Origin of the sequence: Enterobacter cloacae complex sp. IR53030 (assembly GCF_049238365.1) — a bacterium.
GTDB classification, from domain to species: domain Bacteria; phylum Pseudomonadota; class Gammaproteobacteria; order Enterobacterales; family Enterobacteriaceae; genus Enterobacter; species Enterobacter kobei.
Genome location: NZ_JBMKHA010000007.1, coordinates 217,086 through 242,609, shown reverse-complemented (window position 1 = coordinate 242,609; position 25,524 = coordinate 217,086). Strand labels below are relative to the sequence as shown.

The 25,524-nt window shown below is 55.1% G+C and carries 26 protein-coding genes and 4 tRNA genes; 15 read left to right on the top strand and 15 right to left on the bottom strand.

All coding sequences use genetic code 11. The features are described 5' to 3' along the window. Positions 1–70: 70 nt before the first annotated feature. From iadA to ACOTXR_RS10215, 3 genes are read right to left on the bottom strand one after another with little or no spacing between them, the layout of a single operon-like run. Positions 71–1,234, bottom strand: a complete 1,164-nt coding sequence (iadA, locus tag ACOTXR_RS10225) for a beta-aspartyl-peptidase (RefSeq protein WP_058690328.1) — start codon at positions 1,232–1,234, stop codon at positions 71–73. A gap of 10 nt (positions 1,235–1,244) precedes the next feature. Beyond that, a complete protein-coding gene (locus ACOTXR_RS10220) occupies positions 1,245–1,706 on the bottom strand; it encodes a YjiG family protein (protein ID WP_014882203.1) in 462 nt (153 codons plus the stop codon). Then, positions 1,687–2,352, bottom strand: a complete 666-nt coding sequence (locus ACOTXR_RS10215; protein WP_058690327.1) for a nucleoside recognition domain-containing protein — start codon at positions 2,350–2,352, stop codon at positions 1,687–1,689. The genes ACOTXR_RS10220 and ACOTXR_RS10215 overlap by 20 nt, the downstream gene beginning before the upstream one ends. Before the next feature lie 232 nt (positions 2,353–2,584). On the opposite strand from ACOTXR_RS10215, the gene ACOTXR_RS10210 reads away from it, so the two are divergent. Beyond that, on the top strand, positions 2,585–2,938 hold the full coding sequence (locus ACOTXR_RS10210; RefSeq protein ID WP_014882205.1) for a DUF4156 domain-containing protein: 354 nt from the start codon (positions 2,585–2,587) through the stop codon (positions 2,936–2,938). Between the two features lie 65 nt (positions 2,939–3,003). Here ACOTXR_RS10210 and epmB read toward each other — a convergent pair whose 3' ends face one another. Next, positions 3,004–4,032 (bottom strand): EF-P beta-lysylation protein EpmB, encoded by a 1,029-nt coding sequence (gene epmB, locus ACOTXR_RS10205; RefSeq protein WP_023338937.1) that lies wholly within the window; start codon positions 4,030–4,032, stop codon positions 3,004–3,006. A gap of 40 nt (positions 4,033–4,072) precedes the next feature. Between epmB and efp the strand changes: the two genes are divergently transcribed. The 3 genes from efp (at position 4,073) to ecnB (ending at position 5,074) form a co-directional block, all read left to right on the top strand. Then, the gene (gene efp, locus ACOTXR_RS10200; protein WP_014882207.1) at positions 4,073–4,639 is read left to right on the top strand and encodes an elongation factor P; all 567 of its coding nucleotides are present in this window, start codon (positions 4,073–4,075) and stop codon (positions 4,637–4,639) included. A gap of 48 nt (positions 4,640–4,687) precedes the next feature. Further along, a complete protein-coding gene (locus ACOTXR_RS10195; protein ID WP_013095266.1) occupies positions 4,688–4,819 on the top strand; it encodes an entericidin A/B family lipoprotein in 132 nt (43 codons plus the stop codon). A 108-nt stretch (positions 4,820–4,927) separates the two neighbouring features. Continuing rightward, positions 4,928–5,074: a lipoprotein toxin entericidin B gene (gene ecnB / locus ACOTXR_RS10190; RefSeq protein ID WP_003025482.1), complete on the top strand. Its 147-nt coding sequence runs from the start codon at positions 4,928–4,930 to the stop codon at positions 5,072–5,074. Positions 5,075–5,111: 37 nt separating this feature from the next. Here ecnB and ACOTXR_RS10185 read toward each other — a convergent pair whose 3' ends face one another. After that, positions 5,112–5,711, bottom strand: coding sequence for a response regulator transcription factor (locus ACOTXR_RS10185; RefSeq protein WP_045134434.1), 600 nt, complete (start codon positions 5,709–5,711; stop codon positions 5,112–5,114). A gap of 258 nt (positions 5,712–5,969) precedes the next feature. Between ACOTXR_RS10185 and sugE the strand changes: the two genes are divergently transcribed. Then, the gene (gene sugE / locus ACOTXR_RS10180; protein WP_014882209.1) at positions 5,970–6,287 is read left to right on the top strand and encodes a quaternary ammonium compound efflux SMR transporter SugE; all 318 of its coding nucleotides are present in this window, start codon (positions 5,970–5,972) and stop codon (positions 6,285–6,287) included. Here the strand turns inward: sugE and ACOTXR_RS10175 are convergent. Together ACOTXR_RS10175 and ACOTXR_RS10170 are read right to left on the bottom strand one after the other, a co-directional pair. Next, positions 6,284–6,814 carry a lipocalin family protein gene (locus tag ACOTXR_RS10175; protein WP_058690325.1) on the bottom strand — a complete coding sequence of 177 codons (531 nt, stop codon included), beginning with the start codon at positions 6,812–6,814 and terminating at the stop codon, positions 6,284–6,286. The two genes, sugE and ACOTXR_RS10175, sit on opposite strands and share 4 nt — an antisense overlap. A 98-nt stretch (positions 6,815–6,912) precedes the next feature. Next, positions 6,913–8,058, bottom strand: a complete 1,146-nt coding sequence (locus ACOTXR_RS10170) for a cephalosporin-hydrolyzing class C beta-lactamase ACT-102 (RefSeq protein WP_058690324.1) — start codon at positions 8,056–8,058, stop codon at positions 6,913–6,915. A gap of 132 nt (positions 8,059–8,190) precedes the next feature. On the opposite strand from ACOTXR_RS10170, the gene ampR reads away from it, so the two are divergent. Beyond that, positions 8,191–9,066: a LysR family transcriptional regulator AmpR gene (gene ampR / locus ACOTXR_RS10165; protein ID WP_014882212.1), complete on the top strand. Its 876-nt coding sequence runs from the start codon at positions 8,191–8,193 to the stop codon at positions 9,064–9,066. A gap of 29 nt (positions 9,067–9,095) precedes the next feature. Here the strand turns inward: ampR and frdD are convergent, their stop codons facing one another. Genes frdD through frdA form a run of 4 tightly spaced genes read right to left on the bottom strand, consistent with a single transcriptional unit; the run spans position 9,096 to position 12,389 of the window. Then, positions 9,096–9,455, bottom strand: a complete 360-nt coding sequence (gene frdD, locus ACOTXR_RS10160; protein WP_000609653.1) for a fumarate reductase subunit FrdD — start codon at positions 9,453–9,455, stop codon at positions 9,096–9,098. Between the two features lie 10 nt (positions 9,456–9,465). Beyond that, positions 9,466–9,861, bottom strand: a complete 396-nt coding sequence (gene frdC, locus ACOTXR_RS10155; RefSeq protein WP_014882213.1) for a fumarate reductase subunit FrdC — start codon at positions 9,859–9,861, stop codon at positions 9,466–9,468. A gap of 10 nt (positions 9,862–9,871) precedes the next feature. Further along, the gene (gene frdB, locus ACOTXR_RS10150) at positions 9,872–10,606 is read right to left on the bottom strand and encodes a fumarate reductase iron-sulfur protein (RefSeq protein WP_014882214.1); all 735 of its coding nucleotides are present in this window, start codon (positions 10,604–10,606) and stop codon (positions 9,872–9,874) included. Continuing rightward, a complete protein-coding gene (gene frdA, locus ACOTXR_RS10145; protein WP_045134430.1) occupies positions 10,599–12,389 on the bottom strand; it encodes a fumarate reductase (quinol) flavoprotein subunit in 1,791 nt (596 codons plus the stop codon). Before frdA ends, frdB begins: the two co-directional genes overlap by 8 nt. A gap of 310 nt (positions 12,390–12,699) precedes the next feature. Between frdA and epmA the strand changes: the two genes are divergently transcribed. Continuing rightward, positions 12,700–13,677: an elongation factor P--(R)-beta-lysine ligase gene (epmA, locus tag ACOTXR_RS10140; protein WP_014882216.1), complete on the top strand. Its 978-nt coding sequence runs from the start codon at positions 12,700–12,702 to the stop codon at positions 13,675–13,677. Between the two features lie 198 nt (positions 13,678–13,875). After that, on the top strand, positions 13,876–15,375 hold the full coding sequence (gene yjeM / locus ACOTXR_RS10135) for a glutamate/gamma-aminobutyrate family transporter YjeM (RefSeq protein ID WP_058690322.1): 1,500 nt from the start codon (positions 13,876–13,878) through the stop codon (positions 15,373–15,375). A 36-nt stretch (positions 15,376–15,411) separates the two neighbouring features. Here yjeM and mscM read toward each other — a convergent pair whose 3' ends face one another. The 3 genes from mscM to rsgA form a co-directional block, all read right to left on the bottom strand. After that, the gene (mscM, locus tag ACOTXR_RS10130; RefSeq protein ID WP_045134428.1) at positions 15,412–18,735 is read right to left on the bottom strand and encodes a miniconductance mechanosensitive channel MscM; all 3,324 of its coding nucleotides are present in this window, start codon (positions 18,733–18,735) and stop codon (positions 15,412–15,414) included. A 19-nt stretch (positions 18,736–18,754) separates the two neighbouring features. After that, a complete protein-coding gene (asd, locus tag ACOTXR_RS10125) occupies positions 18,755–19,723 on the bottom strand; it encodes an archaetidylserine decarboxylase (protein ID WP_023331845.1) in 969 nt (322 codons plus the stop codon). Between the two features lie 97 nt (positions 19,724–19,820). After that, positions 19,821–20,873: a small ribosomal subunit biogenesis GTPase RsgA gene (gene rsgA / locus ACOTXR_RS10120; protein ID WP_014882220.1), complete on the bottom strand. Its 1,053-nt coding sequence runs from the start codon at positions 20,871–20,873 to the stop codon at positions 19,821–19,823. 107 nt (positions 20,874–20,980) lie between these two features. Between rsgA and orn the strand changes: the two genes are divergently transcribed. The 5 genes from orn (at position 20,981) to ACOTXR_RS10095 (ending at position 22,136) form a co-directional block, all read left to right on the top strand. Next, positions 20,981–21,526: an oligoribonuclease gene (orn, locus tag ACOTXR_RS10115; protein ID WP_014882221.1), complete on the top strand. Its 546-nt coding sequence runs from the start codon at positions 20,981–20,983 to the stop codon at positions 21,524–21,526. 196 nt (positions 21,527–21,722) lie between these two features. Next, positions 21,723–21,798 (top strand) — tRNA-Gly (locus ACOTXR_RS10110). A 37-nt stretch (positions 21,799–21,835) separates the two neighbouring features. After that, positions 21,836–21,911: transfer RNA gene (locus ACOTXR_RS10105), tRNA-Gly, on the top strand. Positions 21,912–21,948: 37 nt separating this feature from the next. After that, positions 21,949–22,024 (top strand) — tRNA-Gly (locus ACOTXR_RS10100). Between the two features lie 36 nt (positions 22,025–22,060). Next, positions 22,061–22,136, top strand: a tRNA-Gly gene (locus tag ACOTXR_RS10095). A gap of 270 nt (positions 22,137–22,406) precedes the next feature. Here ACOTXR_RS10095 and queG read toward each other — a convergent pair. After that, on the bottom strand, positions 22,407–23,546 hold the full coding sequence (queG, locus tag ACOTXR_RS10090; RefSeq protein ID WP_058690321.1) for a tRNA epoxyqueuosine(34) reductase QueG: 1,140 nt from the start codon (positions 23,544–23,546) through the stop codon (positions 22,407–22,409). On the opposite strand from queG, the gene nnr reads away from it, so the two are divergent. Then, a complete protein-coding gene (gene nnr, locus ACOTXR_RS10085) occupies positions 23,545–25,068 on the top strand; it encodes a bifunctional ADP-dependent NAD(P)H-hydrate dehydratase/NAD(P)H-hydrate epimerase (RefSeq protein ID WP_058690320.1) in 1,524 nt (507 codons plus the stop codon). The two genes, queG and nnr, sit on opposite strands and share 2 nt — an antisense overlap. Next, complete coding sequence (gene tsaE, locus ACOTXR_RS10080; protein WP_014882224.1) at positions 25,061–25,522, top strand: tRNA (adenosine(37)-N6)-threonylcarbamoyltransferase complex ATPase subunit type 1 TsaE; 462 nt, start codon at positions 25,061–25,063, stop codon at positions 25,520–25,522. The genes nnr and tsaE overlap by 8 nt, the downstream gene beginning before the upstream one ends. The last annotated feature ends 2 nt before the right edge of the window (positions 25,523–25,524 follow it).

The following is a 25,524-nucleotide window of genomic DNA, read 5'->3' as shown; positions in this document are numbered from 1 at the left end:
TGTTGTTCTGAACCTCTCAGAACGAACCCCGGGCAGCGATGCCCGGGGTTTTTTATTGCCTGTCCAGCTGCTACTCAAAGGTGCCTTTCACGCACACAACACCTTCGCGCATCATCTGGCGGCCTTTCGCCCAGACCTCGTGGATTTTTAGATCGTCCGTCAACACCAGGATATCGGCATCGCATCCGGGCGCGATCCGTCCTTTATGCTCCAGCCCGAGAAATTCCGCCACATTACGCGTAAATGGCAGAAGCGCCTCCTCCAGCGGCAGGTGATAGCGGCTGACCAACTGCTGAAGGGTTTCCGGAAGGGATTCGAACCCTGCCACGCCAATGCCTACCAGGTTGCCATTTGCGTCAAAATTCGGCTGGCTACCGTTACCGTCCGAGCTGAGCGTGAGACGGTTAAACGGCACCTGCGCTTCGCGGGCTGTCGCAATGGCGGTGGCGGCATCAATGGGTTCGCTGATGCTGGTGGTGATATCGATATAACCCCCTTCGCGAGCATAGTTTAGCGCGGCGAGGAAAAGCGCCTCGCCGCGGTTAACATGGGTGGGCAGCAGCTTCGTGCGGGGAACGTCAGCGTTATTCAGAATGTTAAGGAGCGGCTCCAGCAGCTTCGGGCTGTTGCCGAGGTGAAAAACGGAGATACCCGCTTTGGCACCCAATAGCCCGCCGACGCGTGACTGGGCGGCCATGCTGGCGAGCCGATCGTCCGCTGGTGCGGAAGAGCGATGATCGGAAATCGCGCATTTCACACCAATGATTTTGTCGATCAGCGCCACATCTTTTTCAATACTGCCGGTAATCGTCGGAGAAGGCAGTCCGTACGCGCCCGTCAGCATCCACGCGCTGATCCCTTCATGCTCAAGCGCTCGTGTTTTTGCCAGCAGTGATTCAGGGTGTCGGGTGACGCCGTCGGTGCCCAGCAGGCCAACCACGGAGGTGATACCTGCTGCTACCAGCGCAGACAGCCGCACCTCCGGCGTGCGGGTGTGGGGCCCCGCTTCACCGCCGCCACCGATGAGATGCACGTGCTGATCGATAAATCCCGGGCAAATCACCGCTCCAGCGAGATCGGTTTCAGGACACGCCATCCGCGTTGTTGCATGCCCCGCTTTTTCGATCGCAACAATTTTTCCCCCAGCGATCAGCAGATCGCAATGTCCCCGATCCTCCGGGGCGTAGAGATGTGCGTTGCGGAAAAGATGGGGTTCCAGCACTGAAAAATCCATTTTTATCTCCTCAGAAGAGTAGCTGCATCACCCACATTGAGAGCAGGGCGTTAATGACGCAAACCGTAATAATGTGCGGGTAATATTTCGGATTCACGCCTGCGGTACCCAGGCAGCGGCCGGTATTTTGCACCGGATTGCCCATCAAATAGATGGCGGGCAGCAGGATGGTGGCATCGTGACCGTTGAGTGAGCCGGCGGCGACCAGACTGGCGCAGACCCCCACGCCGCCGCCCATACTCATCACCGAGGCCAGAAGGACCGTTGCCGCCGCGCCCGGAAGCCCCCAGAGCGCCATGACGGGCTCGCAAACATTGCCCACGATATCCAGCAGGCCCGTCACCTTCAGCGCCTGAATAATGACAAATGCCATGACCACGTTTGGCAGCAGGCTGGTGGTCGCGATGGTAAAGCCGCGACGGGCACCATCAATAAACATGTCCATGATATTTTTACGCGGCTGGGCGATCATTTTTTTCCTCCTGAATACGATGATCTTCCATACGGGCGATCCACAGTCGCAGGAAGTTAGCGCCAACAAATTTGAATACCAGAATGACGGCCAGCGGCGCGATCACCGGGACGGTAATAAACGTGAAAAGCGCGGCGCCGGAAGAAAAATAGTTGGTAATAATGGCGCTTCCGCTGGTCAGGAAGGTAGCGAAAATGGCGCGTTCATGGTCGGTAATTGCTCCGTCGTCGGTCAGCTCTTTGGTCATACCTGCCGCCGCATCGGTGTTTTGCAGGTTGGCGATAAGGGCCAGAGAGCAGATCCCCGGCACGCCAAGCAGTGGACGCAAAATAGGCGTCATCAGCTGTTGTGCGGCACGCAGTCCGCCCAGACCTTCGGTGACGGCAATGATCCCGAGCGATAAAATGACCGAGGGCGCCAGTTCAAGGGCAAATAAAAACCCGTCTTTCGCCCCCGTTCCGCCCGTGCCGCGAAACGTCAGGGCGCCGTTGACCGGTCCAAAGCTACCGTTTAAGACGGTAAAGTCCAGCACGCGCCACCATTCAGTACTTTTGGCGAAAAAACCGGAGAAAAATACGATGGTGAGTACAAACGCCAGATAGCCTACCCATGTCACTTTTTCCTCTCCTGAGGATGATGCACTCATGAAACCCCCTTTTTCATTGCGTACAAAAGTTGTACGTCGCACCACTACATACGATCGAGGGCTAAAACACGATATCCCAAAGGCTATTATCAGAATTCATTTAAGATGTCGGAGGAGTGCCTGGCGGAATCTGGCTCGCAGAAATGCTCGGCATTTTTCTTTTGGTCATCTTTTAGGTATAAGATTTAGACACGGACAACTACTGTCCAGCTTATTGAAAACGAGGAATAACATGCGCGTAAAAGTCTGTGCAGGGATTGTAGGGGCAGCATTGCTGCTGGCGGGTTGTAGCTCCAGCAATGAGCTGTCGGCGGCGGGCCAGGGTGTTCGCTTTGTGGAAGATAAGCCGGGTAGCGAATGCCAGCTGTTAGGCACGGCCACGGGCGAGCAAAGCAACTGGATGTCGGGACAGCATGGTGAAGAGGGCGGCTCTATGCGCGGTGCGGCGAATGCCCTGCGTAACCAGGCTGCGGCGATGGGCGGCAATGTGATTTACGGCGTGAGTAGCCCAACGCAGGGAATGCTCTCTAGCTTCGTGCCAACCGCCAGCCAGATGAGCGGCCAGGTCTACAAGTGCCCGAACTGAGTTAACGCGGTGATGGCGCTGCGCCCGGACCCTGTAGGGCAGGTAAGCGTAGCGCCACCTGCCTTTTAGTGCTGCCGCAGCTGCAAATCCAGCGGTGTCTTACTTGGCTCTCCGCCAATTTCGCGCGCCAGCTTGGGTACCATATAACCTGAAACCAGCGTTAACAGCTCGCGCATAATCTGTCGGGCTTCTTCATCGGTCACCATGAAGTGCGCCGCACCCTGCACGCGGTCCAGCACATGCAGGTAATAGGGCAAGACACCCGCATCAAACAGGGCGTTGCTGAGGTCGGCCAGCACGCGGGCGCTATCATTTACCCCACGCAGCAGCACGCTCTGGTTTAGTAGCGTGACCCCCACTTTACGCAGGCGCGCCATCGCCGCGCGAAATGCATCGTCAATTTCATTCGCGTGGTTAATATGGTTCACCAACAGCACCTGCAAGCGGGATTGCGCCAGGCGCGACACCAGTCCGTCAGTAATGCGTGCCGGAATGACAATCGGTAAACGGCTGTGAATACGCAGACGTTTGATGTGCGGGATGGCCTCAAGCTGGGTTAATAGCCAGTCCAGCTCATGATCTTTTGCCATCAGCGGGTCACCGCCGGAAAAAATAATCTCATCAAGCTCTGAATGGGCGGCGATATAGTCCAGCGCGACCTGCCAGTTGCGCTTATTTCCCTGGTTTTCGGCGTAAGGGAAGTGCCGACGGAAGCAATAACGGCAATTTACCGCGCAGCCGCCTTTGACCAGCAGCAGGGCGCGGTTGAGATACTTATGCAGTAAACCCGGTACCACACTGTTCTGCTCTTCCAGGGGATCGGTGCTGTACCCTGGTGCAGTAATGAACTCATCCTGCAAGGTAATGGTTTGTTTTAAAAGCGGATCGTCAGGATTGCCTTTCTCCATGCGCGCAACAAACGCGCGTGGAACGCGCAGGGCGAAAAGGCGCTTTGCCTCGCGGCCCGCAAGCAACTCTGGGTGCTGATCGAGGTCTAAAAGACGCAGCAATTCATCAGGACTGGTGATTACATCGGCAAGTTGCGATAACCAATCTTCTCTGGACGGGGTGTTTAGGGTTACAATATGCGCCATTTTGTGGCTTAGCTACCAGTTAACAAATTTAGAGGGCCTTATGGCAACGTACTATAGCAACGATTTTCGTGCTGGTCTTAAAATCATGATGGACGGCGAACCGTACGCGGTTGAAGCCAGCGAATTCGTTAAACCAGGTAAAGGCCAGGCATTCGCACGCGTTAAGCTGCGCCGCCTGCTGACCGGTACCCGCGTTGAGAAAACTTTCAAGTCTACCGACTCCGCTGAAGGCGCAGATGTTGTGGATATGAACCTGACTTACCTGTACAACGACGGTGAGTTCTGGCACTTCATGAACAACGAAACCTTCGAGCAGCTGTCTGCTGACGCGAAAGCGATTGGCGATAGCGAAAAATGGCTGCTGGATCAGGCTGAGTGCATCGTGACCCTGTGGAACGGTCAGCCTATCGCTGTTACCCCGCCAAACTTTGTTGAGCTGGAAATCGTTGAAACCGATCCAGGTCTGAAAGGTGACACTGCCGGTACTGGCGGTAAACCAGCGACGCTGTCTACCGGTGCTGTGGTTAAAGTGCCACTGTTCGTACAGACTGGCGAAGTGATCAAAGTGGATACCCGCTCCGGCGAATACGTATCACGCGTGAAGTAATAGTCAGGGCGCAGCGCCCGCTGCGCCTGATTTTTGCAGGCAGGGATGATGAAACGTACCGTTAAAATTCTGCTTCTGTTAGCGCTCTCCAGTGCATTGCTTTCCGGCTGTAACACCACGCGCGGCATGGGGGAAGATATCCAGGATCTTGGGCATATCATTTCTCACGCGGCCAGCTAAGCTCGTCTAATTTTCCGAAAAATGCTTCCTTGTCCGTCAATCGGCGGGATCTTGTCTATTCTTAAGTTGCTATACACAAAACAACTTTGGCTATAAAAGGAAGATATTATGGTTAAGAAGACAATTGCAGCGATCTTTTCAGTCCTGGTACTTTCTTCAGTATTAACTGCCTGTAATACCACGCGTGGCGTTGGTCAGGATATTTCTGAAGGTGGTAGTGCAATCTCTGGTGCGGCAACAAAAGCACAGCAGTAATTAATTAACGGTACGGAACCAGAAGGGTTTCGTACCGTCAGTTTTCTGTACCCTGCGGAGATAAAAACGGGGAAAAGCGCGTGTCCATATGCAGCTTCATGCGGATATTTCGCTTGTAGGTATATACCGTTTTCCCATTGATACTCAGGTGAGCGGCAATTTTTTGATTGCTTGCGCCGTCCATCCACATTGTCAGCACTTTCTCCTCCTGGCGGGTCAGCAACGGCGTGGCCACTGTTGGTCTGTGCGTGTCTGAGCCCGAAATTAACGCGTCATTAATAACCGTGGCGAGTTCCTCAAGACGGGCATTTTTCATGAGTGAAGACCAGACCGGGAAGTTCTCCAGCCAGGCCGTCATGTCTCTGTCCTCTCCCGATTGCAACATAATAAAGGGGAGTTTTTCGCTGGCATTCAGTAAGGAAGAGAATTGCTGGAAATGGGGAGTATCCTGCCTGAAACCATGCAGGTCAGCGATAACCAGTGAGGGTTTCCATTGCAGAATGTGCTCTCTGGCGAGGAAAAGATTGTTCAGCCCGGTCACAACGTAATGTCCCGGGAATAAACCGGAATGATTGAGCCATGCTTCAAACCCCGCGCGGGTAAAGTGACAACGGTCAATCAAAAGTATTTTGAACATATTTTATTCGCAGTCGGCTAGTGGTTTGGCTTCCTGCCATCAGAAAGCACATCATCATAGAGAAGTCCGATGAGTAATAAATGCCTGAACTGCGCGCCTTACTGCGGCTATTTCTGGCCTTAAGGGGGTCAGCAGAAAATGATTGAAAAAAAATCGCACGTTAACCAAAATATGAGGCGTTATCTGCCTTGCGGGACGACCCGTAAGCGCTTTCTTCATCGGGGACGGCCCCAACTTATTTAAGTTAAGGAGCCTGAGATGTCCTGGATTATTCTTTTTATTGCCGGCCTGCTCGAAGTGGTATGGGCGATTGGTCTTAAGTACACCCACGGTTTTACCCGCCTGACGCCCAGCGTCATCACCGTTTCTGCGATGATTGTGAGTATTGTTCTGCTCTCATGGGCGATGCGTTCCCTGCCCGTGGGAACAGCCTATGCTGTCTGGACGGGGATTGGTGCCGTGGGGGCTGCAATTACCGGCATTCTGTTGCTGGGTGAGTCAGCGAGCCTGGCGCGTATCGCCAGCCTCGCACTGATTGTGGCCGGTATCATTGGACTGAAGCTCAGCACCCATTAGTGGGGCTGTTTAACCCAGATGAGTTTCGACACATCAAACCCTTGCCGGGTCGCGACATCCAGCATCTGCTGTTTCATCTCCGACGAAATGGTTGGCGTGCGGGAAAGTATCCACAGATAGTTGCGATCCGGCCCGCAGACCAGTGCGTGACGGTACTCTCTGTCGAGCGCTATCACGTTATAGCCGCCATAGAAGGGGCCAATGAAAGAGACTTTGAGCGCGGCCCGTCGCGGGTCGCCGGTGAAGTATGCTTTCCCGACAGACTGCTGCCACATCTGCCGATCGGGGTTATAGCCCCGGTTGATAACCTGAATACCTCCATCCTCCATCATGCTGTAATGTGCAGTCACCTTCTCTAAACCCTGTTCGAACCGATGGTCGAGGCGGGCGATTTCATACCATGTTCCGAGAAAGCGTTGTGCGTCAAAAGGCGTGACGACAGTGACACCAGGAGGTGGGGTAGGGGAACTGCAGGCAACCACTAAAAACGCGGCTGTCACCGCGGCGATAACAGGCAGAATGCGCATAGGAGTTTCCTTACTGTTTTTTGTTAAGTGTAGATGACAGCAGGGAAAATGCGGGAATTTTGCAGGCCGGGTGGGCGTTAGCACCACCCGGCAAGGTTTTACTGCAGAGCGCTCAGAATACGGTATGCCGCTTCCACGCGCGCCGGGTTCGGGTAGCTCTTGTTCGCCAGCATAACAATGCCGAGTTCCTTTTCAGGAATAAATGCGACATAGCTGCCGAATCCACCCGTCGAGCCTGTTTTATGTACCCATGATGCTTTTACTGGCGGAGCTGGAGGGTTCACTTCTGCCACCGGTAACGGTGCAAGAGCCACCTTGTTATCGCTGCCCTCCACGACGGTTTGGGCTTCTACCGGCCAGTTGAGCATCTCCCAGCCCAGACCCTGGTACATGGCACCCACGCGCCAGTAGCGAGACTGTGCCAGGGCAATACCCTGTTTCAACGTTGAATTCGGAAGGGCGTCAGGGTTCATGTTGGCCTTCACCCAGCTCGCCATATCCTGGATGTTGGTTTTGACACCATACGCTTCGGCATCCAGCATTCCCGGTGAAACGTGGATTGCTTTACCGTCACGGTATCCCCAGGCGTAATGCGCCTCTTCTTCTTTCGGAACGTTAATCCATGTATGGTCCAGTTTGAGTGGCTTGAAGACCCGCTTCGTCATGGCCTGTTCAAAGCTCATACCGGAGGGTTTAACCGCGAGGGCGCCAAAAAGCCCGATGCTGGCGTTCGCATAAAGACGCGTTGCGCCTGGTTTCCACTGCGGTTGCCAGTGTTGATAGAAACGCAGCAGGGAGGCGTTATCCGTGACCTCATCCGGCACCTGTAGCGGCAGGCCACCCGCGGTGTAGGTCGCCAGATCCAACATGCGAATACCCTGCCACTGCTTGCCTGTTAGCTCGGGCCAGTACTTTGTCACGGGGTCGCCCAGCGATATTTCTCCGCGCGCAATCGCATCGCCACCTAATACGCCGGTGAAGGTTTTACTTATAGAGCCCAGCTCAAACAGGGTTTGCGGGGTGACAGGTTTGTTCGCCGCAACATCGGCCTTTCCGAAGGTAAAGTAGTGCGGATGACCCTGATAAATCACCGCCACCGCCATGCCCGGAATGGCTTGCGCTTTCATCAGGGGGGTAACGGTACGTTCCACCACGTCAGACAGCTGTTTCTCTGACATCGGCGCGGCGAGAACAGAGCAGGAGGTGCTGAGCAGCAGGGCACAGCAAAGGGATTTTGTCTTCATCAGTTATCTTCCGTAATAGCGGTTCAAGGGAGTGTCCGGGCCCGTCAGACCTCAGTAGTCTGTTGGATTTGACTGTGGCTGACAAACGGTTAAATTTAGCATTAGCTGTTAATTTTTCTAACGGATGTAATGATGACCCGCAGCTATCTCCCGCTTAATTCGCTTCGCGCTTTCGAAGCTGCCGCCAGACACCTCAGTTTTACGCATGCTGCGATAGAGCTGAACGTGACCCACTCTGCTATCAGCCAGCACGTTAAAGCGCTGGAGCAGCATCTGAATTGTCAGCTGTTTGTCCGCGTTTCGCGCGGGCTGATGCTGACCACGGAAGGTGAAAACTTGCTGCCGGTGTTGAATGATTCATTCGATCGGATCGCCGGAATGCTTGATCGCTTTGCCAGTCATCGCGCCCAGGAGAAGCTAAAAGTGGGTGTGGTCGGCACCTTTGCTACCGGTGTTTTATTCTCGCAGCTCGCGGACTTTCGTCGCTGCTATCCGCATATCGATCTTCATCTTTCGACCCATAACAACCGCGTCGATCCCGCGGCGGAAGGGCTGGATTATACGATTCGCTACGGTGGCGGGGCGTGGCACGGCACTGAAGCGCAGTTCCTGTGTTCTGCACCGTTGTCCCCGCTTTGCTCACCCGATATTGCTCTCGGGCTCCAGTCTCCGGCCGACATTCTGAAGTTTACCCTGCTGCGCTCCTACCGACGCGACGAATGGTCGGCGTGGATGCAGGCGGCAGGTGAACATCCCCCGTCACCCACGCATCGGGTGATGGTCTTTGATTCGTCCGTGACCATGCTGGAAGCCGCGCAGGCAGGTGTAGGCATCGCCATAGCACCTGTGGATATGTTTACCCATCTGCTCAATAGCGAGCGTATCGTGCAGCCGTTTGCCACCCGGATTGACCTGGGGAGTTACTGGCTCACGCGATTACAGTCGAGGGCTGAAACCCCCGCAATGCATGAGTTTGCTCAATGGCTGGTGGGAAAAATGCAGAAATAAAAGGCCCGCCGGAGGGCGGGCCAGATGTATCAGATAGTGACCACGGCAATCAGCGTCACCACGGTCAGGATGGTCGCCAGACCGTAGAATACCCATTTACCGCTCGGTACATGGATTTTCAGGTCATGCATCGCATGGTGAATACGGTGCAGGCCACACCACAGCGGCAGGACGATCATCAGGAAGATGAATACCCGACCAATAAAGCTGCTCGCAAACGCCAGCACGCGTTCGTAGCTCAGCGCATCGCCCGGGAATAACCCCAGCGGCAGCATAATCCCGACCAGCAGAATGATCACCGGCGCGATGATGGCGCTCCACATGCCGCCTGCGCCAAACAGGCCCCAGAAGACCGGCTCGTCTGAACGTTTTGGATTTGGATTAATCACAGTCGTCTCCTTACCAGAACAGTGCGACAAACAGAATGACCACAGTGACCAGGATCGTCACTCCCCATAGCCCTTTAATCACCGGCTCTGGCCCCATTTTCTCGCCTTTTACGATGATGTTTGCCGCTTTTGGCGCCAGTTCAAACCAGGTTTTGGTATGAAGCAGCGCTGCCGCGAGCACGATCAGGTTCAGAATTACGATGATGGGGTTTTGCAGGAAACCGACAAAGTTCGCCCAGGTTTCCGGCCCGTGCTTGAGGGCAAAAACGCCATACATCAGCTCAAGGCTGAACCAGACCGCCGGTACCGCCGTGCCTTCACGCAGCATGTAGAAGCGATAAAACGGCAGGTTTTTCCACCAGGTGGACGGCACTGGCCGCACATAGGCTTTGCGTTTAGTCGTCATCATGCACTCCTTAGCGTGGTTTCAGGGTAGCGATAAGAAAGTCTTTCGAGCTTTCCACTTTACCCTGCTGAATTGCGGCGGCCGGGTCGACATGCTTCGGACAAACTTCGGAGCAATAACCCACAAAGGTACAGGTCCAGACGCCGTTCTGGCTGTTAAGCTGCGCCATGCGTTCTTTTTTACCGTGGTCGCGGCTGTCTTCGTTATAGCGGTGCGCCAGGGTAATGGCGGCCGGGCCGATGAACTCAGGGTTCAGGCCAAACTGGGGACAAGCGGCATAGCACAGGCCGCAGTTGATGCAGCCGGAGAACTGATGGTATTTCGCCATCTGCGCTGGCGTCTGGGTATTGGGTCCCTGATCAGGAGTACGCGGGTTGCCAATGATGTACGGCTTAATCGCTTCCAGACTTTCGATAAAGTGCGTCATATCGACCACCAGATCGCGCTCGATTGGGAAATTACCCAATGCTTCAACCTTGATGCCTTTGGTGTAATCGCGCAGGAAGGTTTTACATGCCAGCTTCGGCACTTTGTTGACCATCATGCCGCAGGAGCCGCAGATTGCCATGCGGCAGGACCAGCGGTAGCTCAGGTCCGGTGCCAGGTTATCTTTGATATAGCCGAGCGCATCCAGCAGGGAGGTTTGCTCGTCATAAGGCACTTCATAGAAAGCGCTGTGGGGGGCGGTATCCACTTCCGGATTGTAGCGCACCACTTCAACTTTCAGTTTTTGCATCTCAGCCATTCGCCTTCTCCTTCTTCTCGGCGGCTTCTGCTTCTGCGCCGTACACGCGTTTAGCCGGCGGCAGCGTGGTGATTTTCACGTCGCTGTAGTCCAGGCGCGTTGTGCCATCCGCATCGCGCCAGGCGAGAGTGTGTTTCAGGAAATTGACGTCGTCACGTTCGGTGCAGCCTTCGTCCAGACGCTGGTGCGCCCCACGCGACTCTTTACGCGCCAGCGCAGAGTGCGCCATACATTCCGCGACGTTCAGGCCGTGGCCCAGCTCAATGGTATAGAGCAGGTCGGTATTGAAGACGCTGGAGGTGTCGGTGATGCGCACGCGCTTGAAGCGCTCCTGCAGCTCCGCCAGCTTGTCGACGGTTTTCTGCATCAGCTCAGGGGTACGGTAGATACCGCAGCCTTCTTCCATCGACAGACCCATTTCATCGCGGATCTTCGACCAGTTCTCGTTACCTTCCTGGTTCACCAGATCTTTCAGGCGTTTTTCAACGTCTGCGACCTGCGCATCCAGCGCGGCACCGTTAGCTTCGCCTGCGGTTGCAGCACGCTCCATTGCGCGTTCGCCCGCCATGCGGCCAAAGACCACCAGCTCTGCCAGCGAGTTAGATCCCAGACGGTTGGCGCCGTGCAGACCCACAGAGGAACATTCGCCCACCGCAAACAGACCCTGAATGCGGGTTTCACACTGCTGATCGGTTTCGATACCGCCCATGGTGTAGTGTGCAGTTGGGCGAACCGGAATCGGCTCTTTCACCGGGTCGACGCCCACATAGGCTTTCGCCAGCTCACAGATAAACGGCAGACGTTCCAGCAGTTTCTTCTCGCCCAGGTGACGCAGGTCAAGGTGAACCACGTCGCCGCGCGGCGTTGAGATGGTGTTGCCTTTGCGCCACTCGTGCCAGAAGGCCTGAGAAACTTTGTCGCGCGGGCCGAGTTCCATGTATTTGTTCTTCGGCTCACCAAGCGGCGTTTCCGGACCCATACCGTAATCCTGCAGATAGCGGTAGCCGTTTTTGTTGACCAGAATACCGCCTTCACCGCGGCAGCCTTCCGTCATCAAAATGCCGGACCCTGGCAGACCGGTTGGGTGATACTGCACAAACTCCATATCACGCAGCGGCACGCCGTGGCTGAGCGCCATGCCCATTCCGTCACCGGTAACGATGCCGCCGTTGGTGTTGTAGCGGTACACGCGTCCCGCGCCGCCCGTTGCCATCACCACCGCGTTAGCGCGGATCTGAACGAGCGTGCCTTCCATCATGTTCATTGCCACCAGGCCGCGCGCATGCCCGTCATCAACCAGGATATCGAGGACGAAATGTTCATCAAAGCGCTGAATTTGTGGGAACTGAAGGGAGGTCTGGAACAGGGTATGCAACATGTGGAAGCCGGTCTTATCGGCGGCGAACCAGGTGCGTTCAATCTTCATTCCGCCGAAGCGGCGGACGTTGACGCTGCCGTCCGGACGGCGGCTCCACGGACATCCCCACTGCTCAAGCTGGGTCATCTCCGTTGGACAATGGTGGACAAAGTAGTCTACGACATCCTGTTCGCAAAGCCAGTCGCCCCCTGCAACCGTGTCGTGGAAATGGTATTCAAAGCTGTCATGATCCTGCGCAACGGCGGCGGATCCTCCTTCTGCGGCAACCGTGTGGCTGCGCATCGGATAGACTTTTGAAATCAGTGCGATTTTAGCGTTTGGATTAGCCTGCGCTGCAGCAATCGCAGCACGTAATCCAGCCCCGCCAGCGCCAATTACGGCAAGATCGGCTTGAAAAGTTTGCACGACATTCCTCCAGATTTTTGTTATTTCGCAACGCGACAAACTAAAGGTAGTTCACCCGTCCAAAGGGACGATTGCGAAAGCGTTTCCACTGCTCCTTTATGGGTAAAAGAGTATAACCGTGTAGATGTCAGGGAAATTTGACGTGTTCGATTTTTTTGCTGTTCTGTGCGGTGATTTATCATGGTGATTGATGAATTACGTCACGAAATAATCAACCTAAATGAAATGCGCTTTTTTACTGCGCAAAATTTGTCTCTGTCCCTGCTAACGAGTAGACTTCGTGCCCTTGTCTGAAATCGGAGAAAAACTCATGAGCGAAACGGCCACCTGGCAGCCGAGCGCATCCATCCCAAATCTGTTAAAACGCGCTGCAATTATGACGGAGATCCGTCGTTTCTTTGCCGACCGCGGCGTCCTGGAGGTGGAAACCCCGTGCATGAGTCAGGCAACGGTGACGGATATTCATCTGGTCCCGTTTGAAACCCGTTTTGTTGGTCCTGGCCACTCTCAGGGCATGAATCTGTATCTGATGACCAGCCCGGAATACCACATGAAACGCCTGCTGGCGGCGGGGTGTGGTCCGGTGTATCAGCTGTGCCGCAGTTTCCGAAATGAAGAGATGGGTCGTCACCATAACCCGGAATTCACCATGCTGGAGTGGTACCGCCCGCATTATGATATGTACCGCCTGATGAATGAGGTGGACGATCTGCTGCAGCAGGTACTGGAGTGTTCAGAAGCAGAAACGCTCTCTTATCAGCAGGCTTTCCAGCGCCATCTGGAAATCGATCCGCTGTCGGCGGACAAGGCCCAGCTGCGCGAAGTGGCGGCAAAACTGGATCTGAGCAACGTGGCGGATACCGAAGAGGATCGCGACACGCTGCTGCAACTGCTGTTCACTTTTGGTGTTGAACCACTGATTGGCAAAGATCGCCCGACCTTCGTTTACCATTTCCCGGCAAGCCAGGCGTCACTGGCGCAGATCAGCACCGAAGATCACCGCGTGGCGGAGCGTTTTGAGGTCTATTACAAAGGCATCGAGCTGGCGAACGGTTTCCACGAACTGACCGACGCGCGTGAACAGCAGCAGCGTTTTGAGCAGGATAACCGCAAGCGCGGCGCGCGTGGTCTGCCGCAGCAGCCAATTGATAACAACCTGCTGGAAGCGTTAAAAGCCGGTCTGCCGGACTGCTCAGGCGTAGCGCTGGGTGTTGACCGTCTGGTAATGCTGGCCCTTGGCGCAGAGCAACTGGGCGATGTGATTGCCTTTACGGTCGATCGCGCGTAAAGAATTGCCGGGTGGCGCTATCGCTTACCCGGCCTACGCTTCTGGTGGCAATTATCCTTTCCATTTCGTCATGGCAACATTAAAAACTGCCATTTTCTGTGTACACGGGTCTTTTTCTTAAATTGCCTCGTATAGCCACAATATTTGTCTGGTCATCTGCTACCATCCGCGCAGTTTAATTCCTCTTCGGATGGTTATATGTCCCACTCACTCAAAAAAATGACCCTTACCGGGCTCATACTGATGATTTTTACGTCAGTTTTTGGCTTTGCTAACAGCCCGTCGGCTTTCTATCTGATGGGCTATAGCGCGACGCCGTTTTATATCGTTTCTGCTCTGTTCTTCTTTATCCCGTTTGCGCTAATGATGGCGGAGATGGGCTCGGCTTACCGAAAAGAAGAGGGCGGTATCTATTCGTGGATGAACAACAGTATCGGCCCGCGTTACGCGTTTATCGGGACGTTTATGTGGTTTTCATCCTACGTCGTGTGGATGGTCAGCACGGCGGCCAAAGTCTGGGTGCCGTTCTCCACGTTTCTTTTTGGTACGGATAAAACGCAGGTCTGGTCGCTGGCGGGGCTGAGCTCCACGCAGGTCGTCGGTATTCTGGCGGTCTTCTGGATGGTGATGGTCACGCTGGTGGCGTCGAAAGGCATCAACAAAATTGCCCGTATCACCGCGGTTGGTGGTATTTCAGTGATGTGTCTGAACCTGGTGCTGCTGCTGGTGAGTATCGCTATTCTGTGCCTGAACGGCGGGCATTTTGCGCAGGAGGTCAATTTTGTTTCATCCCCTAATCCGGGTTATCAGTCCGGGCTGGCTATGCTCTCCTTTGGGGTGTTTGCCATCTTCGCTTACGGTGGTATTGAAGCGGTAGGCGGGCTGGTCGACAAGACCGAGAACCCGGAAAAGAACTTCGCCAAAGGGATTATTTTTGCCGCTATCGTGATTTCCATCGGCTATTCACTGGCCATTTTCCTCTGGGGCGTCAGCACCAACTGGCAACAGGTGTTGAGCAATAACACCACTAACCTCGGCAACATTACCTATGTGCTAATGAAAAGCCTGGGGATGACCCTGGGGCAGGCGATGAACCTGAGCCCCGAGGCGGCATCGGTAATGGGAGTCTGGTTTGCGCGTATCACCGGCCTGTCGATGTTCCTCGCCTATACCGGCGCATTCTTCACGCTAATCTACTCGCCGCTGAAAGCGATCATTCAGGGTACGCCTAAAGCGCTGTGGCCAGCACGCATGACGCAGTTGAACACCGCAGGAATGCCAGCTAACGCTATGTGGATGCAGTGTCTGCTGGTCTGCATGTTCATCCTGCTGGTGTCTTTTGGTGGCGATACGGCGTCTGCGTTTTACAACAAGCTGACCCTGATGGCGAACGTGTCGATGACGCTGCCCTACCTGTTCCTGACCCTGGCGTTCCCGTTCTTCAAAGCGAAGCAGGATCTTGAGCGTCCGTTTGTGATCTTCAAAACCCGCGCGGCAACGCTGCTGGCGACCACGGTAGTGGTGCTGGTCGTGGCGTTTGCCAACATCTTTACCGTTATACAGCCCGTGGTTGAGGCGAATGACTGGAACAGCGCGTTGTGGATGGTTGGTGGACCGATCTTCTTCTCGCTGCTGGCGATGGGGATTTACGAGAATTACCGTCGACGCTCGCAGGCGTTCGTCACGGAAGTGGCATAGCGCTAAAATACCCCTCCCGAAAGGGAGGGGAGACAGTTACAAACTTCCTGCCGGGCGGGTTCTTGCCGCCGAGGTTAGGGTTTTACCCATCTTTCGTCCGTCCATACTTTCCAGACGCATCTGGAACGGTGGGAACGGCATATCAATACCGTGCTCGCGGAAGCCCGCCAGAATCAGCTGGTGGATCTCATGGCGAAGCGGCATTCGGTGTCCCATTTCGGCGGCGTAGATACGGAGCTCGAAAATCTGGATCCCCTGTTGTAAATCGACCAGGAACACTTCCGGTGCAGGGTTATCGAGCACCAGCGTGCAGCGTTCGGCAGCGGTATAGAGGATCTGCGTGACTTCTTCACTGTTAGCATCCGACGGCGCCGGCACTGTCAGCACCACACGCGTGACGGAGTCTGACAACGACCAGTTGATAAACTGCTCGGTGATAAACGCCTTGTTAGGCACGATGATCTCTTTACGGTCCCAGTCACTGATTGTGGTGGCGCGAGTGTTGATCTTCGTTACGCTACCGGTCAGATCGCGAATCGTCACCGTATCGCCTATACGAATCGGTTTTTCAAACAGGATGATCAGGCCGGACACAAAGTTGGCGAAAATCTCCTGCATGCCAAAACCCAGGCCAAACGTCAGCGCGGCGACCAGCCACTGCAGTTTAGACCACTCGATACCAATCATTGAGAAACCGACCATCCCACCAAAAAGCAATATCAGGTATTTGGTGATGGTGGTAATCGCATATCCCGTGCCGGGGGTTAAATCCAGATGCTGTAATAGCGCCAGCTCGAGCAGTGCCGGGAAGTTACGCACCAGTTGGGTGGTGATGATCAGCACCAGAATGGCAATCAGCACCGCGCCCAGGGTAATTGGCTCCAGGCTTTCCACGCCCTGCACCGTGGACGTCACATCCCACAGAGAGATGTTCTCCAGGAAGCCAAATGCGGAATGAATTTCCGACCACAGGAAGATTACCGACAGGAGGGCTACCAGCATCAGGATGGAACGCACCAGCCGCAGGGACTGGGTACTGATGGCATCCAGATCCAGTTCGACCTCGTCCGCGTCTATCGTGCCTTCCGTGCTGTTAACATGGTTTGACTCTTCCTCACCTCGCGCACGTTGAGCGAGGATCTCCGCCCGGCGATGCTTGGCGCGGTCGAAGGCCAGACGACGGCGCTGGATCAGCATTCCGCGGCGGATAACGTGATACACCACCAGAAGCAGGAACCAGATCGCCACCGAGGTTTCCAGACGCGCCAGTAGCGCCTTCGAGGTAGCCAGATATCCCACTGCTGCAGCCAGCATTGCAATCAGAGGGGCACTGAGCAGCAGGTTCCAGAGCAGTCGGTTAAACATGTTGTCGCCGCTACCGGATTTATCCAGATAGAGCGGTATCCCTGCACGTTTCAGGCTGAGCGTGACAATGGCCAGCGCACCACATATCAGCATAAAGCAGAGGCGGCCCAGCGAGCCTGAGAACTCGCGGTCATCGAGATTATCAAACATGATCAGCGCCATAATCAGCGGCACAATCAGCCCGATGCTCATCAGGTAGTAGCGCATGGCGCGCGCAACGCGGTTACGTGGCCAGCCAAAGTGGGCAATGAAAAGGCCATTTGGCCGCGCGAGGGTGGCGCAGATCATCACGACCCACAGCAGCGGTACCGTGGCGGTCACGCCATCGCCAATGGCAACGGCGAGTGGATAGGGCCAGGCTTCCCGTAGCCCGTACCCGAGCGTCATCCACAGCACCGGCAGCGGAGAGGCGACAAGTATCGACCAAAACACGGTGCGCAGCGTCAGCCAGAAATGGTCCTGAGTGACTTTCCCCACCCGTGCGCTGGAACGCTCCAGGAAACGGGTAAAATGCCTGCGTGAGTAAATGCTGAATCCCACCAGAATCAACGCGCCCAGCAGCGGGAAGATGGTCTCTTTGCTGGTCAGCATCATCACGCTGGCCTGTCCCAGTTGACTGACGGTGTCCAGCGAAATCAGACGGCGCAAATCCTGCACGATCTCGATCGGCCACGAGAAGGTCATTGGACGCACGTCGGATGTCCAGAAAAGATAACGGTGCGTTGCCTCGTTGACCTCTTTCAGCGCATCTTCCAGCTGGCTGTTGGAAACCTTGAGCTTAGTCAGCTCCAGAATCAGCGTATCGCCGCCCTGCAGCAGGGAGTTCAGCAGTTCACGCTGGGTACGCAGCTGAGCTTCCAGAATCCGGTTTTGCTCGCTGGTCAGGGGCTGGCCATCCGCCTGTCGGATTTGGCGAATTTGCGGCTGCTTATTGAGTAGATCCTCAAAATGTAATCGCTGAACGCGTAGCTGGGCCATCTCAGTATCCAGCTGCTGCGGCTTCGGCATTTCCGGCAGACGCGCAACCTGGGCACGCAACGCCTCGCCCAGCAGGTTTGATGACCCAAGCCACTGGGACTGTTCGCGCAGGGTGTTGAGCGCCTGACGCACCTGTAGGGTTTGATTGGTTGCCTGACGTTGCTGTGAGGCAACCAGATCCATACGCTGCGCCTGCTGATTCAGTGCGGCAGAAAGCTCACGGTTGACCTTAAACTGATCGACGATGTCCGCTGGCAGGTTGGCACTGTTTTCCGCCAGCAGTTCGGTGCTTTCGAGAGCACGTTCGGCCTCGCGCTGGCGCTGGCTATTAAGCTGATTACGCAGGGCCTGAAGATACGCATCCAGCTGCTCGCTCTGCTTTTGTGCGAGTTCCGAGCGCATCCGCGACAGCTCCTGGCGGTTATTGGCGGACAGCTGCGCCAGTTCCAGTTCATCTACCAGGGCTTTCAGACGCGCCGATTCCGCCTGCAGGCCAAGATTTTGTGCCTGCGCCTGCGGCGTGTTGCCGGTTTGCGTACCCACGCGGCGCTCAACTTCATTAAGCTGGCGACGGGCGTCGGTTTGCTGCTGCGGGAGCTGGCTGAGGGAGTCGGCAATTTCACGTGCACGCTCTTGCTCCTGCTGAGCCAGACGGCTCTTCTCCAGAAGCTGGCTGCTGACCTGCAGGATTTCCTGATTCAGGGCGTCCGTGGTCATGTTGGCTGGCACATCGCGCGGCTCATCACGCAGATTCGCCAGCTGCGCGCGCAATGTTTGCGAGAGTTTGGGGAAGTTGTCGATAACTTGCTGATATTGCTGAGCGCGCTCAAGAGAGCCTTTCCGCTCTTCAAGCGCGTTCAGTGCGGACTGAAGCGACTCGACGGTCTCTGGCTGAGCGGGTTTGGCCGCTTTTGCCTGCTCCAGTTCCTGACTTATCTGTTTGGCGTCGGGGGCTGTCGCTGCGTACGCCCCCATGCTGAGGCACCAGGCCATCAGTAGAACGATAATCGGGCGCACGTCAGCGATCCTTCTGTTGTTAGCCTTCGTCTTTTTTGTCGTCAACCAGCGGGCTGGCGTCATGCTCGGCGTTGATCTCTTCTTGTGACAGCGGAGCAGGTTCTGCATCGGGTGTCACAAAAGTTTCGGTGGAGACTGCCAGCGGCTGGCCAAGTTTGGTCACCGACAGGCTTTCAAGCTGTTCAGCCAGCTTCACTTTGCCCGGCGCAAACAGGTTGATAACGGTAGAGCCCAGCTTGAAGCGCCCCATCTCCTGACCTTTCAGCAGGGCGACAGAGCCTTCCGCTTCACCGGCAGGCCACGTCCAGCGTTTGATGATACCTTCACGCGGAGGCGTGATGGTGCCAGCCCAGACGGTTTCAATACTGCCGACAATGGTCGCGCCCACCAGAATTTGCGCCATCGGGCCAAATTCAGTATCGAACAGGCAGATGACGCGTTCGTTACGGGCAAACAGGTTCGGTACGTTCTGCGCGGTCAGGTGGTTCACGGAGAAGAGATCGCCCGGAACGTAGATCATCTCACGCAGGATACCGTTACACGGCATGTGTACGCGGTGATAGTCGCGCGGTGACAGGTAGGTGGTCGCAAACGTACCGTTACGGAACAGGTCCGCCATCAGGTAGTTACCCGCCAGCAGCGCTTCCAGGCTGTAGTTATGGCCTTTCGCCTGCAGGATTTTGTCGTCTTCGATATTACCCAGCTGGCTGATCACGCCGTCAGCGGGCATCACCAGTACGTTAGGGTCGGTGTTCAGCGGACGCACTTCATCGCGCAGCGGGCGTACAAAAAACTCGTTGAAGGTACGGTAGCTGGCGGTGTCTGGCTTCTGTGCCTCTTTCATGTCGACCTTGTAATACTTCACAAAAAGGTCGATGACCAGTTTGGTCAGCCAGCCCGCGCGTTTGCTTGCGCCCCAGCCCGCCAGGCGAGTGAGCCACAGTTTTGGCAGAATGTATTGAAGCGAAAGTTTAAATGCGTTTAACAAGGTAGCCTCCAGGCCATTGTTTTGTCGTTCCTGATCCGGCGGTAAGCCGCCGGAACCTGAAAAAAGGGGACGATTTTAGCGATGCTTAGCTTAGTTGTCAGTTGTCAGAATCAGAAAAGTTTTTACGCGTTTTTACCTGATCCATGCTCTCAAGAATGCGGTGGTAATTCTCGAAGCGGGTCTCCGCAATCTCACCTTTTTCGACCGCTTCACGGATAGCGCAACCTGGGTCATTATCGTGTTTACAGTCGCGGTACTTGCAAGCGCCTAAATAATCATGGAATTCGACAAATCCGTTGAAGATTTGTTCCGGTTCAAGATGCCACAAACCGAACTCGCGCACGCCCGGGGAGTCGATGACATCGCCCCCGTGCGGGAAGTGATACAGGCGTGATGCGGTGGTGGTGTGCTGGCCAAGACCCGAGACATCAGACACATCATTGGTAAGGATCGCCTGCTGGAGGCCAAGCAAATTGTTCAGCAGACTCGATTTGCCCACGCCGGACTGGCCCGCAAAGATGCTGATGCGATCGGTGAGCGCCTCTTCCAGCGGTTTCAGACCATCTTTGGTATGGCTGGAGACCATCAGGACGCGATAGCCAATATTGCGATAGATATCCATCTGCTCATTGACGAAGGCCATCCCGTCGTCGTCCAGCAGATCGATTTTGTTTAATACAATGATCGGCTCAACCTGCAGCGTTTCGCAGGCGACAAGGTAACGGTCGATAATGTTGAGCGAAAGCTCAGGTAAAATCGCCGAAACAATAACGATCTGGTTAATGTTGGCGGCAATCGGCTTCACGCCATCGTAGAAATCCGGGCGGGTGAGCACCGACGTGCGTTCATGCACGGCTTCAACGATGCCTTTAACCGTGACCCCTTCAGCCGCCTCTTTACCCGGACGCCAGACCACGCGATCGCCGGTAACCAGTGAACGGATGGTGCGACGGATATTGCAGCGGTGAATATCCCCGTCGGCGGATTCCACATCGGCATGCATACCGAAACGGCTGATGACGACGCCTTCTGTCGCTTCACCAAACAGGTTATCGTCATAATCCGGCTTCTCCGAAGTGGTTTTAAGACGGCGCTGGTGGTTGGCGTTTACGCGGCGCTGCTGCCCTTTGGAGAGTTTATTTTTACTCAATCGCGCTGGCTCCTGGTCGCCCGTAAGGGGCAAAACCTCTATGATACACTCTAATTAATACTAGTTAACCTGCTACTGCCGGTTATGCGAGAAGGGTGGAAAATAACATGAGCGCGGATGAAAACAACCTGATTTGGATCGATCTCGAAATGACCGGGCTGGATCCCGAGCGCGATCGCATTATTGAGATTGCAACTCTGGTGACGGACGCCAACCTGAATATTCTGGCCGAAGGGCCGACGATTGCCGTGCATCAGTCCGACGATCAGCTGGCTTTGATGGATGAATGGAACGTGCGCACCCACACCGGCAGCGGCCTGGTGGATCGCGTGAAGGCCAGCACGTTGGGCGATCGCGAGGCAGAACTGGCGACGCTTGAGTTCCTGAAACAATGGGTTCCGGCAGGTAAATCGCCTATCTGTGGGAATAGCATTGGCCAGGATCGCCGTTTCCTGTTTAAGTACATGCCGGAGCTGGAGTCTTACTTCCACTACCGCTATCTGGATGTCAGTACCCTGAAAGAGCTGGCGCGCCGCTGGAAACCTGAAATCCTTGATGGCTTTAAAAAGCAGGGGACGCACCAGGCGATGGACGATATTCGTGAGTCTGTGGCAGAGCTTGCGTACTACCGCGAAAACTTTATTAAGCTGTGATTTTGAGATCCAGCGCCTTGCGTGGCCGGGTTTTTGTCGTTAAATTGTTCAGCTTGCCGATTTAATAAGCATTTGAACTGAATTTCGAAAAAATCGCTTTAAGGGGGGTTGCAGCTAAAAGGATTTCTCGTATAATGCGCCTCCCGTAACGACAGAGAATTACACGTTACGACAGCAACAAAAGCAGTACAGATTTGCGGGAATAGCTCAGTTGGTAGAGCACGACCTTGCCAAGGTCGGGGTCGCGAGTTCGAGTCTCGTTTCCCGCTCCAAAATTTGAAAAGTGCTTTCACAGCACAGACTGCCCAAGCGGGAATAGCTCAGTTGGTAGAGCACGACCTTGCCAAGGTCGGGGTCGCGAGTTCGAGTCTCGTTTCCCGCTCCAAAATTTGAAAAGTGCTTTCACAGCACAGACTGCCCAAGCGGGAATAGCTCAGTTGGTAGAGCACGACCTTGCCAAGGTCGGGGTCGCGAGTTCGAGTCTCGTTTCCCGCTCCAAAATTTGAAAGTGCTTTCAGAGCACAGACCACCCAAGCGGGAATAGCTCAGTTGGTAGAGCACGACCTTGCCAAGGTCGGGGTCGCGAGTTCGAGTCTCGTTTCCCGCTCCAAATTCTTCTTCATATCTAAAGTATCCACAGCGAAAAGAGTCGTTGGGGACGTTTTCTATTTCTTCTGAAATACTCTTGTGAACAGAGTTATCCACAGATTCCGTCTTTAATCCTGACTGTGCAGAAAGTTAGCAGGGTGAATAATATCCTTCCAAGTGATTGTATAAATTGAAGAAAATTTGATTTCAAAATGTTATTGAGATCACTTGACCTCTTCTCAAGCCCAGATGGCGCTTGAGTTTTTATTTTTATACACAGGCTGTGAATAGTTCACGCATCCCGCGTAAGTCCTTTTTCGATGACCCTGACCAGCCGCTGTTTTTTCGGAAGCTGCACCTCAACCACACAGGCATTACGCTTCTCAATCTGCTGCGCAATCGCCCATTCTATGTGTTCATCAAGAAGTGGGTGCTCACCTCTACGGCTTTCAAGAGCCTGAATGTTCGCTTCATCCCACGGGGCATTACCCAGCGCGACGGCGACATTACGCAGCCAGCGCAGATGACCGATACGACGAATGGCCGAGCCTTCCGTCACTTTCAGGAACCAGGCTTCGCTCCAGACGAACAGTTCGATGAGTTGTGGCGCATGCAGCGCCTTACGCGGGCTGAAATCCTCTTCATCCGTAAGCTGCGAATAACGGTTCCACGGGCAGATCAGCTGGCAGTCATCGCAGCCGTAGATGCGGTTGCCGATAAGTGGTCGAAACTCCTCCGGAATGGCCCCTTCCAGTTCGATAGTGAGATAGGAGATGCAGCGACGGGCATCAACGGTATAAGGCTCAACGATAGCCCCCGTCGGGCAGATGGTCATGCAGGCCACGCAGCGGCCACAGCCTTCCTCCACCGGGCCGTCTATCGGTAACGGTAAATCAATCAGCAATTCGCCAAGGAAGAAGAACGATCCGGCGTCACGGCTAAGGATAAGTGAGTGCTTACCTGTCCAGCCAAGCCCGGCTTTTTCAGCGATCGGGCGCTCAAGAATAGGCGCGGAATCAACAAAGGGTCTAAAATTCAGCGAAACACAGTGCTGCTGAATAGTTTCCCCGAGTTTTTTTAAACGGTTACGCAGAAGCTTATGGTAATCACGCCCCAGGGCGTACCGGCTAACGTAACCCAGAGAGGGATTTTTTAGCGTGCGCGCAAAAGCCGCGTTGGCAGGCAGATAGTTCATGCGCACGCTGATGACGCGCAAGGTACCCGGTAAAAGCTCGTGTGGGCGGGCACGCATCATGCCGTGACGCGCCATCCACTCCATTTCGCCGTGGTATTGTTTGTCCAGCCAGGCCTGCAGTTTTGGCTCGCTGGCGGAGAGGTCGGTGTCGGTAATACCCACCTTCTGGAAGCCAAGTTCAGCACCCCACTGTTTTATTTTTTGCGCTAACTCATTGAGATCGAGGGGCTGTGACATGACGGACCATACAGTGAAGAAAAACCCCGCAAGTATACCACATTCCATCTGGCATGCGGATGACCTCCGGCGCGCCGAAAAAGAGGCTGCAGACAGCCTCGGGATCACCCTTTATGAACTGATGCAGCGTGCGGGAGAGGCAGCATTTACCGTTGCCCGCAGCGCCTGGCCGCAATCCAGCCACTGGCTGATTTTGTGCGGACACGGCAATAACGGCGGGGACGGCTACGTCGTTGCCCGTCTTGCGGTAGCTGCCGGTATTCGCGTTACGCTGCTGGCGCTGGAAAGTGATAAGCCCCTGCCGGAAGAGGCCAGCGCAGCACGGGAGGCATGGCTGAATGCCGGCGGTGTGATTCATGCGCCTGATATTGTCTGGCCGGAGGATGTCGATCTGATTATTGATGGTCTGCTGGGTACCGGGCTGCGCAGTGCTCCCCGCGAGAATATTGCCGCGCTGATTGAACACGCCAACAGACATTGCGCCCCGGTAGTGGCGCTGGATATCCCTTCAGGCCTGAACGCGCAAACCGGCGCGACGCCTGGCGCCGTCATCCAGGCTGCGCACACCGTGACCTTCATTGCTTTGAAGCCGGGTCTGTTAACCGGTAAAGCACGGGATGTGGTCGGCGTATTACACCATAACGCGCTCGGGCTGGAGGGCTGGCTAGCCGGGCAGGAAATACGCATCGCCCGTTTTGATGCATCGCTGCTGACTGAGTGGTTTCCGCCACGCCGTCCGACATCCCATAAGGGCGACCACGGCAGGCTGGTGATTATTGGTGGCGATCGCGGTACGGCAGGGGCGATTCGCATGACCGGCGAGGCAGCATTACGCAGCGGTGCTGGTTTAGTGCGAATTCTCACTCGTATTGAGAACATTGCACCGCTAATCACAGCCCGACCGGAGCTGATGGTGCATGAGCTTACGCCCCAGACGCTTGAGGAAAGCCTCGAATGGGCGGATGTCGTGGTCATTGGCCCAGGGCTTGGGCAACAGGGATGGGGTAAACAGGCCCTGCAAAAAGTCGAGAATTTTCGTAAACCGATGCTGTGGGATGCCGACGCGCTTAACCTTCTGGCAATAAACCCGGATAAGCGTCACAATCGCATCCTGACGCCACACCCCGGCGAAGCCGCGCGCCTGCTTAACTGCAGCGTCGCAGAAATTGAAAGCGATCGCTTACTTTCTGCTCAGCGTCTGGTAAAACGTTACGGAGGTGTTGCCGTTTTGAAAGGGGCAGGAACCGTCGTTGCCAGTGACGAGGCGCTGGGCATTATTGATGCCGGAAATGCGGGTATGGCGAGCGGCGGTATGGGCGACGTGCTTTCCGGTATCATCGGCGCATTGCTTGGACAGAAACTTCCCCTTTATGATGCAGCCTGTGCGGGCTGCGTGGCCCACGGTGTCGCGGCAGATAAACTGGCGGCGCGATATGGAACACGCGGTATGCTGGCCACCGATCTTTTTTGCACGCTACGGCGTGTTGTTAACCCGGATGTGATTGACGTAGAAAATGACTAATCGAGCGATTCCTTTACCTGATGAACAAGCCACTTTAGATCTCGGCAAGCGCGTGGCGCAGGCCTGTCAGGGGGCAACCGTCATTTATCTGTATGGTGATTTGGGGGCGGGTAAAACCACTTTCAGCCGGGGTTTTTTGCAGGCGTTAGGGCATAACGGGAATGTGAAAAGCCCAACCTACACGCTCGTCGAGCCGTACACCCTCGACAATCTCATGGTGTACCACTTTGATTTATATCGCCTTGCGGATCCTGAGGAGCTGGAATTTATGGGGATCCGTGATTATTTTGCCAATGATGCCATCTGCCTGGTGGAGTGGCCGCAACAAGGTGCGGGTGTGTTACCTGACCCGGATGTCGAAATTCACATAGATTACCAGGCACAAGGGCGTGAGGCTCGCATCAGTGCGGTTTCCTCATCAGGGTGTTCCTTACTGGCGCGTCTCGCCGGTTAAGC